Source organism: Spiroplasma mirum ATCC 29335, from assembly GCF_000565195.1.
In the GTDB taxonomy this organism is placed as follows: domain Bacteria; phylum Bacillota_I; class Bacilli_A; order Mycoplasmatales; family Mycoplasmataceae; genus Spiroplasma; species Spiroplasma mirum.
This window is the reverse complement of the sequence record NZ_CP006720.1, coordinates 861,042-875,796: the sequence shown is the minus strand read 5'-3', so window position 1 is coordinate 875,796 and position 14,755 is coordinate 861,042. Positions and strand designations below refer to the sequence as shown.

Here is a 14,755-nt window from a genome sequence, read left to right as displayed (position 1 = left end):
TTTAAATCTTTTTATATTTTTTTGGTCTGTATGGGAAACTAAAATTTCTTTTAAACAAATATGTTGGGGCAATAGGCATAAGCAATTAAATCGGCTCCTTCCGTGCTTGTTAACCCCTGGTTAATAGTATCTCTATTTTTTTAAAATTATCATAGCACCAAATATAATTTTTAAAAATGTTAATAAATTTAACGGAATATATTCATTTAGTAATATAATTATTATTGTAAAAATACAGAAAAGAGGTAGAGAAATGAATGTGCTAGAGTTAATAATGCAGAACATTGAAAAATATGAAAAAAATGTTCGAATTATTTTTCCTGAAGGAGCTTCCGAACGGATTCAGGAAGTAGTACCAAAGTTCCAAAATACAAAAATTACACCGGTTCTTGTCTTTCAAAGACGCGATGAAGTTCCGCAGAACTTAATGGATGAGGACGCTGAAATTCTTGTAATTGAAGAACAAAATACTGATGCGTTAGCAAACTTCTTAGTAGAAATTAGAAAAGGGAAAACTTCAATTGCGGAAGCAACTAGATTAGTAAAACAACCTAATTATTTTGCAACAATTTGAGTAAAAATGGGGAAAGCTGACGGAATGGTTGGCGGGATTTCTTATGATACAAAAGATATTATTCGCCCGGCTTTACAAATTATCCGTCCAAAAGCAAATGTTAGTTTAGTTTCTTCATTTTTTTTAATGGTTCGTAATGAAGAACGTTATATTTTTACGGATTGTGCTTTAAATATTAATCCGAGTGCTGAGGAATTAGCCGACATTGCGTATTTAGGATATGAAGCATCCCAAATTTTTGATTTTAAAGATCCTAAAATGGCCTTATTATCGTATTCAACTAAAGGATCAGGAGCTGGTGATTCAGTTAATAAAGTTTGAACTGCTTATGAAATTATTCGAAGTCGTAACATTGACTGCTTAGTTGATGGTGAATTTCAATTTGATGCGGCCTGGGACGATGAAATTAGAAAGAAAAAGGCACCAACTTCACCAATTAAATCACGAGCTGATATTTTTGTGTTTCCTAACTTAGATGCTGGAAACATTGGCTATAAAATTGCTCAACGAATGGGGGGGTTTAAAGCGGTTGGACCAATTATTATTGGTTTGGATAAACCGGTGAACGATTTGTCGCGGGGAGCGACTACTGATGATATTTATAACACTGTATTAGTGACTGCTTATTCATATGTTTGCAGTCAAAAATAAGAAAGGAAAAAGAAAAAAAATGATATTAGTGATCAATGCTGGAAGTAGTTCAATGAAATTTCAATTATATAAAGTAAACGGGGAGAATAATTACGAAGTTATTTGTAAAGGTTTGGCCGAACGAATTTATTTAGATGGGGTTTTTAAAATTAAATTTAATGGGCAAGAGTTTGAAACCAAAGAAGATTTAAAAGACCATGAAGCAACAGCGAAAGTATTAATTAATAAATTAGAAGAACACGGAATTATTAAAGATTTTTCTGATATCACCGGAATTGGACACCGAATTGTGCATGGGGGTGAAAAATTTACGCAGTCAACGGTCATTACAGATGAAGTTTTTGCGGAAATTAAAAAAATGGTTATTTTAGCACCATTACATAATCCTCCCGCAATTTCGGCGATCGAAGCCTTCCAAAAAATTACTAGTGTTCCAAATGTGGCAGTGTTTGATACTTCATTCCATGCCACAATGCCAGTTGAAAATTATTTATATTCTGGGCCATATAAATGATATACTGACCACCAAGTTCGCCGCTATGGATTCCACGGAATATCATATCGTTACATTACAAAAAGACTAGGAACAATTTTAAATAAACCAATTGATAAAGTAAAAGCCATTGTTTGTCACTTAGGAAATGGAGCAAGTATTTGTGCAGTTAAAAATGGTCAAAGTTATAATACTTCAATGGGAATTACCCCATTAGAAGGATTAATTATGGGAACCCGTAGTGGTGATATTGACCCGTCAATTCCAAACTATATTGCGAGTCAAACTGGCGAAGATATTGTTGCCATTACCAATACTTTAAATAAAAAATCAGGATTATTAGGGATTTCTGGTGTTTCTTCTGATTTACGCGATGTTGTAGGGAGTGCAGAGAGCAATCCCCGTAGTAAATTAGCTTTAAAAATGAGTGCAAAAAGAATTGCTAAATATATTGTGGCATATTTAAATGAATTAGGGGGTAATGCCGATGCGATTGTCTTCACAGCTGGAATTGGGGAAAATTCAGCTATAATGCGAAGCTTAGTTGCCAATGAAGTTAAATTAATTAACTTTGACTTAGTTAAAGAACACAATGAACAAGGCTATGATTCGGAAAACTTAATTTCTGGTGCAAATGCCACAGTTCCCGTTTATGCAATCCGTACGAACGAAGAAATTATAATTTGTGAAGATACTTACCACTTAACACAAAAATAATCACTTTTAAAAGTGATTATTTTTTATTTTAAGTTAAAATATAAATGGATAAGAAAGTGAGGTACTCTTCATGCCAAAAGTATTAGAACAAAAATTAAAATTAAATAATGGAACCCAAATTCCTATTATTGGTTTGGGAACATATAAATTAACCGATGAACAAGAAACCTATCATGCGGTATTAACAGCGTTAAAAAATGGTTACCGTCACTTAGATACCGCCCAATATTATGGCAACGAAGTTATCATTGGCAAAGCAATTAAAGATAGTGGGATTCCCCGTGATGAGATTTTTATCACTAGCAAAATTTGAAATAGTGACCATGATTATGAAAAGGCTTTAAAACAAGTTGATGAAATGTTAGAATGTTTGCGACTTGATTATTTAGATCTTTGCTTAATTCATTGACCAACACCAAAACGCTTAGAATGTTACAGGGCATTAGAAGAACAATATCAAGCTGGTAAATTAAAAGCAATTGGGGTAAGTAACTTTGAAGTTAGTCATTTAGAAGCACTCCTATAACATTGTAAAGTAAAACCAATGGTTAATCAAATTGAACTTCACCCGGGACTAAATAATAGTGAAGTCTTAGCATATTGTCGTAGTCACCAAATTGTGGTGGAATCATGAAGCACAATGATGCAAGGAAAAGCTAGTGAAGTTCCAATTATTGTTGAAATTTCCAAAAAACATAATAAAAATGTTGGTCAAGTTTGTTTAAAATGGACAATTCAACAAGAAACTGTGGTATTGCCAAAGTCAAGTCATGAAGAACGCATTATTTCCAATGTGCAATTAGATGATTTTTGGTTAGATGATAGTGATATGTATAGTTTATTTACTATCCCAGAACAACGGTTAGGACCAGATCCCAATAATTTTGATTTTTAAGTTATTTCCGAGATTATTATTAATCTCACCATCAACAAAAGGACTGATTGTTTAGAATGAAAAAAATTTTAGCAGTAATTACTGCCATTTTGTTAGCAGCAACTCCTAGTTATTATCTAGTTAGTTGCCGGCATGGAGCACAAACCTATTTACCAAGTGAAGATAATAGTTTAACCCCGGATATTAACCAGTTTTTAGCGGGTTATCACTTAGAAGAAATTGCGGAAGGCAACTATTTAGCACACCATACTAAGGGGGATGATTCAATTTTTTCAATGTTTAATGGAACAAATGAATTTCATACCTTATCTCCAACAATTAATCTCCAATATGATAATTCTAGTAAAGTCGATAGTTTTGATATTAATAGTAATGTTTTATTTAAAATCTATTTAGCACCAACTAAAGACAAGCTACCTTCTTGACAAACAATTGCTAATTTTATTCAACTTTTTCCGATGCTAAAAAATAGTACCAATTATACTTATAGTAGTGGGCAGGTTGCGTTACAACAAATTAACCTTTCGGGACAACCATCAACCATTACTTTGTATTACACGACAATTAATTTAAACAGTGATGATTTTTGAAACTGAGAAATTAACAAAGATTTGGGTAATTATTTTGTTAATATTTTAGAAACCCAAAAGTACTTAAAGATTAAGCAAAATAGTTCGAATGACGATGTTTTAAAGACATGACTAGCTGATGTTTATAATAACCCCGGGGCATTAGAACCAGTTTATTTAAGTAACATTAAGGCAATTAAAAATATTGATGATTTTTTTCAATATTTAATTCGTGGTAAATTGACCCTTACCTTTAGTAATTTATTTACATCCATTCCTAATTATAGTGATGTTATGGAAGCTGTTTTTACTAATAAAATTGGGGAATTTAAATGAACCCTTCGTGCGAAATATTTAATTGCTTAACTAAAAAATAGAACCAGTGCGGTTTCAATTAACAATTAGATATTTACCATTTTCAATTTATTGTTGTTTATCCGCTAGTTTTTCAATTAACATACTAACAAGGATATCACTAATAATTAATTGGGAAATTTTACTGGAAATAATTGGAAAATAAGCTGATTCATCATAATGCACATTAATAATATAAAACAAAGTTTGGCTGGAGTGTCTTGGTTAAATATTGCCGCGTTGTAATTAATAAAGTTTGACAGTTGTTATGATGGGCAATTTTAATGAGCTCAATAATAATTTCCCGGGTTAATCCCGAAGTTGAAAATAAGATAAATAATTCATTTTCTTTAAAAAAATTTAAAAATAAGATTTAGCCATGAAAATCCTAAGAAGTATGAGAATTTAATCCGAGCCTTCGAAAATTATTGTTTATCTCACTAGCCACCCCCCGAACCAACTCCATAAATAAAGATTCGCTTTGAGTTAAGAATGCAATGAATTACACTATTGAGCTCATCTAAATCAAGATTATTAATTGTTTCAAAAATTGAATACATATTAAAATTCTTAATTTTTTGTATTAACTTTGGTAGTTTTCCCCCGTTTTCAATACTAAAGTTATTTTTAATTTGCTTATTTTTTTCATAAATGAATAACTTAAATTCCTTAAAAGTTTTATAGCCTAGTTTTTTGCTAATTATGAAATGGTTGATATGGCCACCCCTAATTCTTGACTAATGGTTGTAATTGAATTTTTAATAAAATAATTTGGATTTTTGTTAATTTCTTTTGCAATATGTTCTTCCGAATAAGTTAGGTCATAAGAAGTTAATATTATAATTGAAATCATTGTCCTCTCCCCCTTTAATATAAGAGTTTACTATAAAATTTACATTAGTTGGTAAAATTTACAAATTATCCTCCTAAAATTGAAACAATTTTTTATCAAACTACAATTAAGGTAGCATATTGAACAATATAGCTTAGAAAGGCGAGATAGATAATGAATTTATTTAATAAAAAATTAATTGATTATACTGACCAAAATCCGGTTAGTGATTGACAAACAGGAGTCCATTTAGGCTCACAATTGTTGATCAACCATGGTTATGTTACTCCAGACTTTCCAACGAAAGTTATTAAAATTACTAATGAACTTGGACCGTACTATGTAATTGCTCCGCAGTTAGCACTAATGCATATTAATGTTGATCCGGCGATATTAAAAACCGGAATTAGTTTTACTTATTTTAAAAACCCCATCATTTTTAAAGATGAACCAAAATACCATGTTAATTTTTGTTTAGCTTTAGCAGCTGTTGATGGTGATAGTCATATGGGATTATTACAAGCAGTTGCCACGCTTTTTACTAATCAACAATTTTTACAAGATTTAAAAAATTGTTATTCCCAAAAAGAACTGGTTAAAATTATTAAGAAATATGATAAATAGAGGAGGAAGAAAAAATAGAATTATTTTTAACCCATACAACTGGGAAATTTGTGTTAAACTTTTTTAAATAATTTATTGGTACTCCCGCAATTTTAATTGATCTGTTTGCCCTGGTGGGTTGTTTATTGCAACGCAAAAAATTTACCAAAACAATTTCGGCAACCATTAAAACGACCATTGGGTTTTTAATTATTGGCGAGGGCGCTGGTATTTTAATCGGCGCTGTTAAAAAATTAGAAAATGCCTCTAATTTATTATTTGGAATTAAGAGGGCAATTTCTAACAATGAGTAATGCCCAGGATTTTTTTAAGCCAAATCCCCCAAATTGTGTGTTAGCCGGATCATTAATTATGATTTGTGCAATGGCGTTAAATATTTTATTGGCAAGAATTACTGCTTATAAATACATTTATTTAACTGGTCATGTCTTATTTTATATGTCAGTTATGGAGCAGGAGTTTTAAATATTGCTGGTTTAAATCTTAATGAAGATTTATCAATTATCGTGGTAACCGGAGCGTTATTAATGTCATTATGGATGATTATTTCTCCAGCGCTCTTAAATTACTATGTAGTTAAAATTACGAAATCCAATACCCTAGCTGTTGGTCATACGGGATCATTATCATATTTATTTGCTGCTTGGATTGGAATGATTGTTGACAAACTAAGCCGGAAAACAATTAAATTAATCGAAGATATTAATTTTCCCAAAGAACTAAGTTTTTTAAGAAATACGAATATTGCTCTTGCAATTATAATGTTTGTTTTATACTTAGTAATCTATTTCACAGCGTGAGATTTAAAAGGCTATGATGTGTTAGTTGCTAAAAATATTATTAGCAGTGGGGATGATGTCTTTATCCAAGGAATGCTTCAAGCCTTTACCTTTGCCGCAGGAGTAGAAGTATTATTAATTGGGGTGCATATGTTTATCGCGAAATTGTGCCTTCTTTCAAAGGAATTTCGGATAAAGTTGTTCCAAATGCTAAACCAGCGTTAGATTGTCCAACGGTCTTTCTCTATGTTCCCAATGCCGTTCTAATTGGTTTCATTTCTTCGTTTGTGGGGGGAATTATTGGGATGGTCATTACCATTGCAATTGTCCATAGTATCGGTGGTCAGTATTAAGCCCGGTTTTACAGGTCAAACTTTTGATGATTCAACTTGAGCAAAGTTCGCACACATTAAAACTTTCCAAACCCAGTATCACCATCTTTCCTTTCAAATTGATGGGGGTGTCCGGTGAGAAAATCTTGCGCGGTTAATTAAAACAGGACTTGATTTGATTGTGGTTGGTTCGTTATTATTTAATAGTGAGAATTATCAAACAGTAATGCAAAAAAATGCGCTGCTTAATTAAAAAAGTAATAACAAGATGTTAGTACTTTGTTATTTTTATTTTCGTTTGTAGTTTAACCCAATGCTGTTTTTTACTTTTGTTAATTTTTTCACCGCAATGGCACGCGCCTTATTTGCTCCCGCCGCAATTAATTCATCAATTTGGTCACTGTTCATAATGGCATGGTATTTTTCTTGGATTGGTTGTAAAGTTTTAATAATTTCCTCAGCTACTGCTTTTTTAAATGCTCCGTAGTCTAAATTTTGTAGGTTACTAACTGCTTTTTCAATTGTAATGTTTTTTAAAGCCGCATAGATTGTTAATAAATTGCTAATCCCGGGTTTATTTTCAACATCATACCGTATAATACCTTCGGAGTCGGTAACTGCACTTTTAATTTTTTTTCTGATTTCTTCGGGAGTATCAAGCATCCCAATGTATGACTTTGGATTATTGCTTGATTTACTCATTTTTTTGCTCGGTTCTTGTAAGTTCATAATTTTGCTACCTACTTCGGGAATAAAATCATCTGGAATTTTAAATAAGTTAGGGTTATATTTATTATTCATTCGTTCCGCAATGTTTCTCGTTAATTCAATATGTTGTTTTTGATCTTTTCCCACTGGGACTAAATCAGCATCGTATAATAGAATATCAGCGGCCATTAACGCTGGATAAGTCAATAGTCCAGTTGGAATGTATTCCGTTCCGTTTTCCGCTTTCATTTTTACTGATTTATCCTTAAACTGGGTCATTCGCGAAAGCTCACCAATTGTGGTGTTACATAATAAGATGTGTCCTAACTGGGTATGCTCTAAAACATCTGATTGGATGAAAATAATTGATTTCTCTGGATCTAATCCACAAGCATAGTATAAAGCAACCATTGTTTTAGTATTGGCGCGTAATTCTTCTTGGTCAATTGGAATGGTAATTGCATGTAAATTAGCCACAAAAATAATTAAGTTATTATCTTTTTGTAGTTCAATAAAATTTTTCATTGCTCCTATATAATTTCCTAATGTTAATTTTCCAGTGGCGGTAATCCCCGATAAGATTGTTGGTTTTTTGTTATTCATGATGTGTCCTCCTTTATTTTTTGTTTGTTATTTAATCATATCATTAAATAATTATCAATTATAAATCGAACATTGATTTTTTCCTTTATTTTTAGGATTTTTTCTAAGTTAATACTTTTATTTTAGATAAAGATTTCTTTTTTTTATTTAATATATATTATAATTAATATTAATTAGAAAAAATAGAAAGTATTTAGAACTATAGGAAAATTGCTTACTTGAAATATTGATATATTTAAACCGATACATTTATACGAGGGAAAAATAGCCCAAGCAGTGCTCTGAATTCCGTTTTTATTTTTTGCCGTGGGGGTTATTTTTGCTTTCAAATATATGTCCGAATATTTAGTGGCGTGATCAGCGCGGAAAAAAATTAAACAATCTGCGGCGGACGCCTTAATTTTAGCAACTGTTACTTCCTTACCAGAAACAAGAATTGCTTTAACAATGGGGTGGGGGTCGGGATTTTCTCATCAATCTTTTACGAATACAATTGAGGGGAAATTAATACTATCTATTTTTATTTGCTCTTATTAGTTTATTTTTTATTCGTTGCCAGTTGTTTATTCGGGTAAACAAATGAAATCGTATTTTATTAATGGTTGGGTTAAGTTTCTCTTTCGTATTATTTTTAACTTTTATTCCCCAGCATTTTACGGTGGAAACTTTAAATGCCCTTCGTTTTTTAGCATATACAATTCCGGGAATTAATATCTCATGAGTTTTATTACTATTTGCGGTGTCCTATATTTCAACAATCTTTTTCTTTTTACGGCAAAATAAAAAAGAACCAGTAACCTATGATAAAAACTTAGTTGGTCAGTATGATGAAGAAGATGAAACCACAGAGAAAGAGTTAAAAAATCATTTAACAATAAAACAACTATTTGTTTTCTTTATTATTGCGATTGTGGTGTTAGTTAGTTTTTCATTTTGTTTATTATTAATTATGGGAGTGGTTCCCCATGCTTATCATATTCTCGAAACTTCAGCGGGAGGATTGTTACTATCATTTGTAACAAACATGCCCGAAACAATTTTAACTTTTACGCTTCTTAAGATGGGAAAAAATAATATTGCCTTTGGTGGGTTAGTTGGTTCAATTTTATATAATAATGTTATCAATTTTTTTGGTGATATTGCTTTTCAAGGGGATGGAGTGTTAAACCATATTATTTTATATGATCAAGATTATTTACAGTACTTTATGTTAACTTTAATACAGTTTGTTCTAGTTGTTTTAACCCGCTTAACAATTCAACTCCAAGTTGTGCGCCACTGAAAAGTATGCATCTTTTTAAATCTTGTTATTATTTTAATTTTTATTAGCATTTGAGCTGTCAACCTAACGGTGATTGCGTCAATTACTCCTTTACCATAATGCCATAAATTACTAAATTCCTTAAAAAATTTAAGGTTTTTTATAAAATTTTTATTAACTTATTATTTTTTTAATGTTATAATACCAGTAAATGTAGAAATTATTACTACATTTAGAAGCATTAAAATAAAAATAATTAATTTTTTGATTGTTAAAGGAAGATAAGAATCGTTGTTTATTTTTAACAATTAAAAACTTTAATTATAGAAGTGAAAGGTTATTATGTGTTAGAACTAGTAAGTAATTGCTTAGCGGTGTTTTGATCACCAGTTGTTAATGTTGAAATCAAAGTTAACTTAAGTTATATTGGAGCCGGAATAGCCGTAATTGGTTGCGCTGGTGCGGGAATTGGACAAGGTTATACTTATACTGGGGGAAACAATTGAAGTTATTGCACGGAACCCAGAAGCTGGGGACCAAGTTAGAACCTTATTCATTATTGGGAATGCCATTACTGAATCAGGTACTATTTATGCTTTAGTTATTGCGATTATCTTAGCCTTTGTTGTTGCCTAATAAAAAAGATAGATTATAAAAATCTATCTTTTTTTAACGATATTATCTTTGTTTAATTTATTTAAAAATTGATAAAATCTACATTTTTTTGCCTTCGTAGGTTTACATTTTAAGTTCAAGTAATATAATAAAGTAGTAAGTATTTATAATTATATGGTTAGGAAAAAAGGAGATATACAAATGTCAAAAATTGAAAAAATTTACGCTCGTGAAGTATTAGACTCACGGGGAAATCCAACAGTTCAAGTTGAAGTATGAACTGAGTTTGGTGGTTATGGATCAGCGATGGTTCCTTCGGGAGCATCAACAGGTAGTCGTGAAGCCTTAGAATTACGTGATGGGGACAAATCACGTTACCAAGGGAAAGGTGTTTTAGCAGCTGTTAATAATGTTAACACTAAAATTGTCGATGCAATTGTTGGGATAGAAGTTACTGACCAAGTTGCAATTGATAATATTATGATTACTTTAGATGGAACTGATTTCAAAAAAAACTTAGGAGCTAATTCTATGTTAGGAGTTTCAATGGCAGTTGCCAAAGCAGCAGCCAGTGAATTAGAAATTCCATTATACCGTTATTTAGGTGGGGTTAATGCCAAAAAATTACCAGTTCCAATGTTAAACATTATTAACGGAGGAGAACACGCCGATAGTGCTATTGACTTCCAAGAATTTATGATTATGCCAGTTGGAGCACCAACTTTACGTGAAGCATTAAGATGATCAGCAGAAATCTTCCACACTTTGAAAAAAATCTTGCATGATAAAGGTGACATTACCGCTGTTGGTGATGAAGGGGGATTTGCGCCCCACTTTAACTGAGCTTATGAAAACCAAAATTTAGAAACTTTTAAAGCTCATACTCCAGCCGAAGTAGCATTAGACTTAATTGTAGAAGCAATCCAACAAGCAGGATACAAACCAGGCGAAAATGGGGTAATGATTGCAATGGATTGTGCTTCATCAGAATTATACTTTGATGACAAAAAATACCACTTTAAAAAAATTGAAAAAGTAACAGGACAAGAATGAGCAATGACTACTGAAGAAATGGTTGCTTATTTAGATAAACTAGTTGATAAATATCCAATTATTTCAGTTGAAGATGGATTAGCTGAAGCAGACTGGGATGGTTTTCAATTACAAGTTAAAACAATGGGGCACAAAATCCAAATTGTTGGTGATGACTTATTTGTAACTAATCCAAAAATTACTGCTGAAGGAATCGCTAAAAATGCTGCTAATTCAGTATTAATTAAATTAAACCAAATTGGAACGGTTACTGAAACTATTGATACCATCCAATTAGCTCAAAAAGCTGGTTGAACAGCAGTTGTTTCACACCGTTCAGGAGAAACGGAAGATACCATAATCGCTGACTTAGCAGTTGCTTTAAATACTGGTCAAATCAAAACCGGAAGTATGTCAAGAAGTGATCGTATTGCAAAATACAACCGTTTATTAGCAATTGAAGATGAATTAGGACAAGCATCAGAATATGATGGAATTAAAACCTTCTACAATTTAAAAAAACATGTTGAAAGTTTTAAATAATATCTAATTTCAAACATCTAAGAAAACTTCTTAGATGTTTTTATTATTTTTTTTATAAAATATTTTAATTTCTTTGGTTACTTTATCTTTTAAAGTCTTTGTTTTTTATATATAATTGGAATATTCCAAAAAAGAAAAGGCAGGTTTAAAAATCCATGATGATTCATCCCTTGGTAAAAGAAATTTTAATATCAGAAGAACAAATTGACCAACGTTGTGCGGAATTAGGAGCGGAAATTAGTGCTTACTATTCGCAACCAGAACATAAGTTAAAAGATAATACAATTTTATGTTTAGGTTTATTAAAAGGGTGCATTCCGTTTATGGCGAAATTTATTCGCCACTTAACTATTGAATGTGAAACCGAATATATGGTGGTATCCTCATATTTTGGTGGAATCAAAGGTAATGGCGTCCCTAAAATTGTTCTTGATTTACCAATTCCAATTGATCAACGTGATATTTTATTAGTTGAAGATATTATTGATAGTGGGAAAACCATTAAAATGATTAAAGATTATTTAATCTTAAAAGGAGCCAAATCGGTTAAAGTTGTTACTTTATTAGATAAAAAAGCGGGGCGGGAAGTAGACTTAGTACCGGATTGGTTTGGTTTTGATGTTCCCCATGCGTTTTTAATTGGGTTCGGCCTAGATTATGAAGAACGCTTACGTAATTTACCCTATGTGGCAATTGCTGATACTGACAAAATTAAAACTTGAAATTGGTAAAATAATGTAGGAGATTAAATTAATGAAAAAGATTACAACAAGAATGATTACAATTAATGGTATTATTATTTCCATTTTTTTGTTGTTTTGTCTTGTTCCTTACCTTGGTTATATTAAAGTCGGGGTTGTTAAATTAACTTTAATGCATATTTTATTTATTATTGGAATATATGCCTTATATTTAACGGTTAATGTTAATTTAATTGTGGCGGGAGTTATTTACGGGTTAGTTTTTGGGTTAACTTCGTTAGTGCAAGAACTATTATACCCCGGGCCAACCGCTTTCATTTTTATTAATCCTTTGTTTTCAATTGTTCCTCGGGTCTTAATGGGCTTATGTGTGGGAGCGATTGCCTATGGTTTTAATAAAGTTAGTGATTGTGTGGAAGCAAAAATTTATCATAATGATTATGTTCATTTAACATGGTTTCAGAAGCACTATTTAAAAACTTTTAATTTAATAATTGCGATTAGTACTTCGACATTCAATACCTTGTTTGTGCTAGTTTTTATGTATTTTATTGGTCCCTTGGTATATCCTGAACCTGAACACGAAGCTTTTTTTAAGGCGTTTACGTGAATTATTTTAGCAACTAATTATTTACCAGAAACAATTTTAGTAATTTTAATCTTTCCCCCAGTAGTATATGCTCTACGAAAGTTGTATAGTTAAAAATATAGTAGGAGATGATTTGTTTGAATACAACCAACCAACAAAATGATACTTTAGCTAAAGTGGTGATTTTTATTTTATTAATTTCCTTATCATACTTATAGTTTATTATTACGTGATCACTCAGATATTTGTTAGCGCGTTTTCGCACTCCCGAAGAGTTAAATGATGAATTAAAAAGAAACTATTGAGAATGAGCAGTGATCATCTTAATTATTCTCTTATGAATTTTTGTTTCACTCTTTATTGCGCTATTCTTTTTAATTTATTCTGGAGTTAAGTTTTTTATCAATGGTCAAAATGCGTTAATTTCCCTAGTTAGTTTTTTTGGAATCGTATGAGTAATTGAGTTTTTCCAAAAAATGTTACGCGTAAAGTAAAACCCTAAATAAGTAAAAATAAGATAAAATATTAATTATGATAAAGAAAGAAGGAAACCTTATGACAAAGAAAATTACAATTCTTGGTGACTCTTTAACTTATGGGTATTTACCAATGGGGGAAGGGAAAATGGCTGATACGGATAACTGACCAATTAAATTAGCTGATTTATTAGCCCAAGAATATCAACTGGTTAATATTGAAATTAGAACTGATTCGCAACCAGGGCGAACAATTGTAAAACCCCTAGTTGATTTTGGTTTTCCCCAGGATAATGTAATGGATAACTTACGTGCTTTATATGCCAAAACATCACCCTTTGATTTATTTATTATTTTTTTAGGGACAAATGATTATTTTGGCTATGATGCGTATGCTAAATATAATAACTTAAGTGATTTTAATATTGAAGAAAAAATTGTTACCAGTTTACATGATATTATCAAGGGAATTAAAAATTTGTATGTTGGTAATTATGAAGATCCAGATTACAAGGTATTAATAATTTGTCCTCCAAAAGCAATTACTTTAAATGACGGGGAGTTATTAACGAGTTTACCAGGCGCTTATAAAAACTATTTTAGTAAATATAACATTCCGGTTTTAAATCTGCAAGAATTTGCTAATCCGGGTGCCGAAGACCAGGTGAAATATGATGGGATTCATTATACTCCCGCGGAAACGAGCGCTGTTGCCCAAGCCATTTTTGATATTATTACTGACCAAGATTTATTAAGATTAAATAAATAACTAATATTAACTTTATTAACAAGCATTATCACTTTAAAAGAAATGAGGTTATGTTAATGATAATAGGAATTTATGGTTATATTGGTAGTGGCAAAACAACTGCTAGTCAATATTTAGTTGAAAAGTATCAATTTCAATATATTAATGCTGATCTTATTGCCAAAGAATGTATGCAAAATCCAGTTGTAATAAACTATTTACGTAAAAAATATGATAATGTTATTAATGAAAATAACCAAATTAATAAAGAGATCTTACGTGATATCATTTTTAACAATCAGTTAGATAATCATGATTTAAATACCGTGGTGTGGCCATTAGTTGAAAATCAAACCATGCAATTGTTAAAGCAATGCCATAATAGTAATGTCATTATTGAAGCAGTGACCCTGAATGCTTTTAAAATTAAGTTTGATTATAAAATCTTTATTACTGCTTCTAAAAAAGTTTTATACACTCGTGTTTTCGAACGTGATGGAAAAAGTAAAAGCCAAACAAAAAATATTATTAAAATTCAAAAACAATTATTTGGGAAAAATCCCCATAAGATTACAATTCATACCACGAATGAAAAAGAAATATTGTATAATAAATTATATAAGGTCATGACTAAAATTTTAAAGGAGTCTTAAGATAAC

The 14,755-nt window shown here is 31.0% G+C and carries 20 protein-coding genes and 1 pseudogene; 18 read left to right on the top strand and 3 right to left on the bottom strand.

The window, feature by feature from the left end:
* Positions 1–253 precede the first annotated feature (253 nt).
* The 5 genes from pta to P344_RS04405 all read left to right on the top strand — a co-directional run bounded on the left by pta (position 254) and on the right by P344_RS04405 (position 4,265).
* Complete coding sequence (gene pta, locus P344_RS04420; protein WP_025317677.1) at positions 254–1,225, top strand: phosphate acetyltransferase; 972 nt, start codon at positions 254–256, stop codon at positions 1,223–1,225.
* Between the two features lie 19 nt (positions 1,226–1,244).
* Entirely contained in the window at positions 1,245–2,435 is a 1,191-nt protein-coding gene (locus P344_RS04415; RefSeq protein WP_025317676.1) for an acetate kinase, read from the top strand.
* Between the two features lie 70 nt (positions 2,436–2,505).
* A complete protein-coding gene (locus P344_RS07110) occupies positions 2,506–2,961 on the top strand; it encodes an aldo/keto reductase (protein ID WP_201773784.1) in 456 nt (151 codons plus the stop codon).
* 18 nt (positions 2,962–2,979) lie between these two features.
* Positions 2,980–3,330 carry an aldo/keto reductase gene (locus P344_RS07105; protein WP_201773783.1) on the top strand — a complete coding sequence of 117 codons (351 nt, stop codon included), beginning with the start codon at positions 2,980–2,982 and terminating at the stop codon, positions 3,328–3,330.
* A gap of 56 nt (positions 3,331–3,386) precedes the next feature.
* The gene (locus P344_RS04405; RefSeq protein WP_025317675.1) at positions 3,387–4,265 is read left to right on the top strand and encodes a hypothetical protein; all 879 of its coding nucleotides are present in this window, start codon (positions 3,387–3,389) and stop codon (positions 4,263–4,265) included.
* A gap of 57 nt (positions 4,266–4,322) precedes the next feature.
* Here the strand turns inward: P344_RS04405 and P344_RS07955 are convergent, their stop codons facing one another.
* Both P344_RS07955 and P344_RS07600 read right to left on the bottom strand, forming a co-directional pair.
* Positions 4,323–4,457: a hypothetical protein gene (locus P344_RS07955; RefSeq protein WP_269078590.1), complete on the bottom strand. Its 135-nt coding sequence runs from the start codon at positions 4,455–4,457 to the stop codon at positions 4,323–4,325.
* 496 nt (positions 4,458–4,953) lie between these two features.
* On the bottom strand, positions 4,954–5,106 hold the full coding sequence (locus P344_RS07600; RefSeq protein WP_236681368.1) for a hypothetical protein: 153 nt from the start codon (positions 5,104–5,106) through the stop codon (positions 4,954–4,956).
* A gap of 153 nt (positions 5,107–5,259) precedes the next feature.
* Here P344_RS07600 and P344_RS04395 point away from each other — a divergent pair, with 153 nt between their 5' ends.
* The 4 genes and pseudogenes from P344_RS04395 (at position 5,260) to P344_RS04385 (ending at position 7,073) form a co-directional block, all read left to right on the top strand.
* Positions 5,260–5,709 (top strand): PTS sugar transporter subunit IIA, encoded by a 450-nt coding sequence (locus tag P344_RS04395; protein WP_025317674.1) that lies wholly within the window; start codon positions 5,260–5,262, stop codon positions 5,707–5,709.
* 125 nt (positions 5,710–5,834) lie between these two features.
* On the top strand, positions 5,835–6,002 hold the full coding sequence (locus tag P344_RS07950) for a PTS transporter subunit IIC (protein ID WP_269078589.1): 168 nt from the start codon (positions 5,835–5,837) through the stop codon (positions 6,000–6,002).
* Positions 5,950–6,841, top strand: a pseudogene (locus tag P344_RS04390) (PTS transporter subunit IIC). Before P344_RS07950 ends, P344_RS04390 begins: the two are co-directional and overlap by 53 nt.
* Positions 6,789–7,073 (top strand): beta/alpha barrel domain-containing protein, encoded by a 285-nt coding sequence (locus P344_RS04385; RefSeq protein WP_148552327.1) that lies wholly within the window; start codon positions 6,789–6,791, stop codon positions 7,071–7,073. Before P344_RS04390 ends, P344_RS04385 begins: the two are co-directional and overlap by 53 nt.
* A gap of 35 nt (positions 7,074–7,108) precedes the next feature.
* Here P344_RS04385 and trpS read toward each other — a convergent pair whose 3' ends face one another.
* Entirely contained in the window at positions 7,109–8,131 is a 1,023-nt protein-coding gene (gene trpS / locus P344_RS04380; RefSeq protein ID WP_025317670.1) for a tryptophan--tRNA ligase, read from the bottom strand.
* 210 nt (positions 8,132–8,341) lie between these two features.
* Here trpS and P344_RS06160 point away from each other — a divergent pair, with 210 nt between their 5' ends.
* The 9 genes from P344_RS06160 (at position 8,342) to coaE (ending at position 14,749) form a co-directional block, all read left to right on the top strand.
* Positions 8,342–8,668, top strand: a complete 327-nt coding sequence (locus P344_RS06160) for a hypothetical protein (RefSeq protein ID WP_051413787.1) — start codon at positions 8,342–8,344, stop codon at positions 8,666–8,668.
* A 61-nt stretch (positions 8,669–8,729) separates the two neighbouring features.
* The gene (locus P344_RS04375; RefSeq protein ID WP_025317668.1) at positions 8,730–9,512 is read left to right on the top strand and encodes a sodium/calcium exchanger protein; all 783 of its coding nucleotides are present in this window, start codon (positions 8,730–8,732) and stop codon (positions 9,510–9,512) included.
* Between the two features lie 348 nt (positions 9,513–9,860).
* Positions 9,861–10,028 carry an ATP synthase subunit c family protein gene (locus tag P344_RS07590; protein ID WP_236681366.1) on the top strand — a complete coding sequence of 56 codons (168 nt, stop codon included), beginning with the start codon at positions 9,861–9,863 and terminating at the stop codon, positions 10,026–10,028.
* Positions 10,029–10,208: 180 nt separating this feature from the next.
* Entirely contained in the window at positions 10,209–11,582 is a 1,374-nt protein-coding gene (gene eno / locus P344_RS04365) for a phosphopyruvate hydratase (protein ID WP_025317667.1), read from the top strand.
* Positions 11,583–11,737: 155 nt separating this feature from the next.
* The gene (hpt, locus tag P344_RS04360; protein ID WP_025317666.1) at positions 11,738–12,313 is read left to right on the top strand and encodes a hypoxanthine phosphoribosyltransferase; all 576 of its coding nucleotides are present in this window, start codon (positions 11,738–11,740) and stop codon (positions 12,311–12,313) included.
* Positions 12,314–12,335: 22 nt separating this feature from the next.
* Positions 12,336–12,986, top strand: coding sequence for a hypothetical protein (locus P344_RS04355; protein ID WP_025317665.1), 651 nt, complete (start codon positions 12,336–12,338; stop codon positions 12,984–12,986).
* 131 nt (positions 12,987–13,117) lie between these two features.
* A complete protein-coding gene (locus tag P344_RS06820; protein ID WP_148552326.1) occupies positions 13,118–13,366 on the top strand; it encodes a hypothetical protein in 249 nt (82 codons plus the stop codon).
* Positions 13,367–13,427: 61 nt separating this feature from the next.
* Positions 13,428–14,117: an SGNH/GDSL hydrolase family protein gene (locus P344_RS04350; RefSeq protein WP_025317664.1), complete on the top strand. Its 690-nt coding sequence runs from the start codon at positions 13,428–13,430 to the stop codon at positions 14,115–14,117.
* Between the two features lie 56 nt (positions 14,118–14,173).
* Entirely contained in the window at positions 14,174–14,749 is a 576-nt protein-coding gene (gene coaE / locus P344_RS04345) for a dephospho-CoA kinase (RefSeq protein ID WP_025317663.1), read from the top strand.
* Positions 14,750–14,755: the final 6 nt, after the last annotated feature.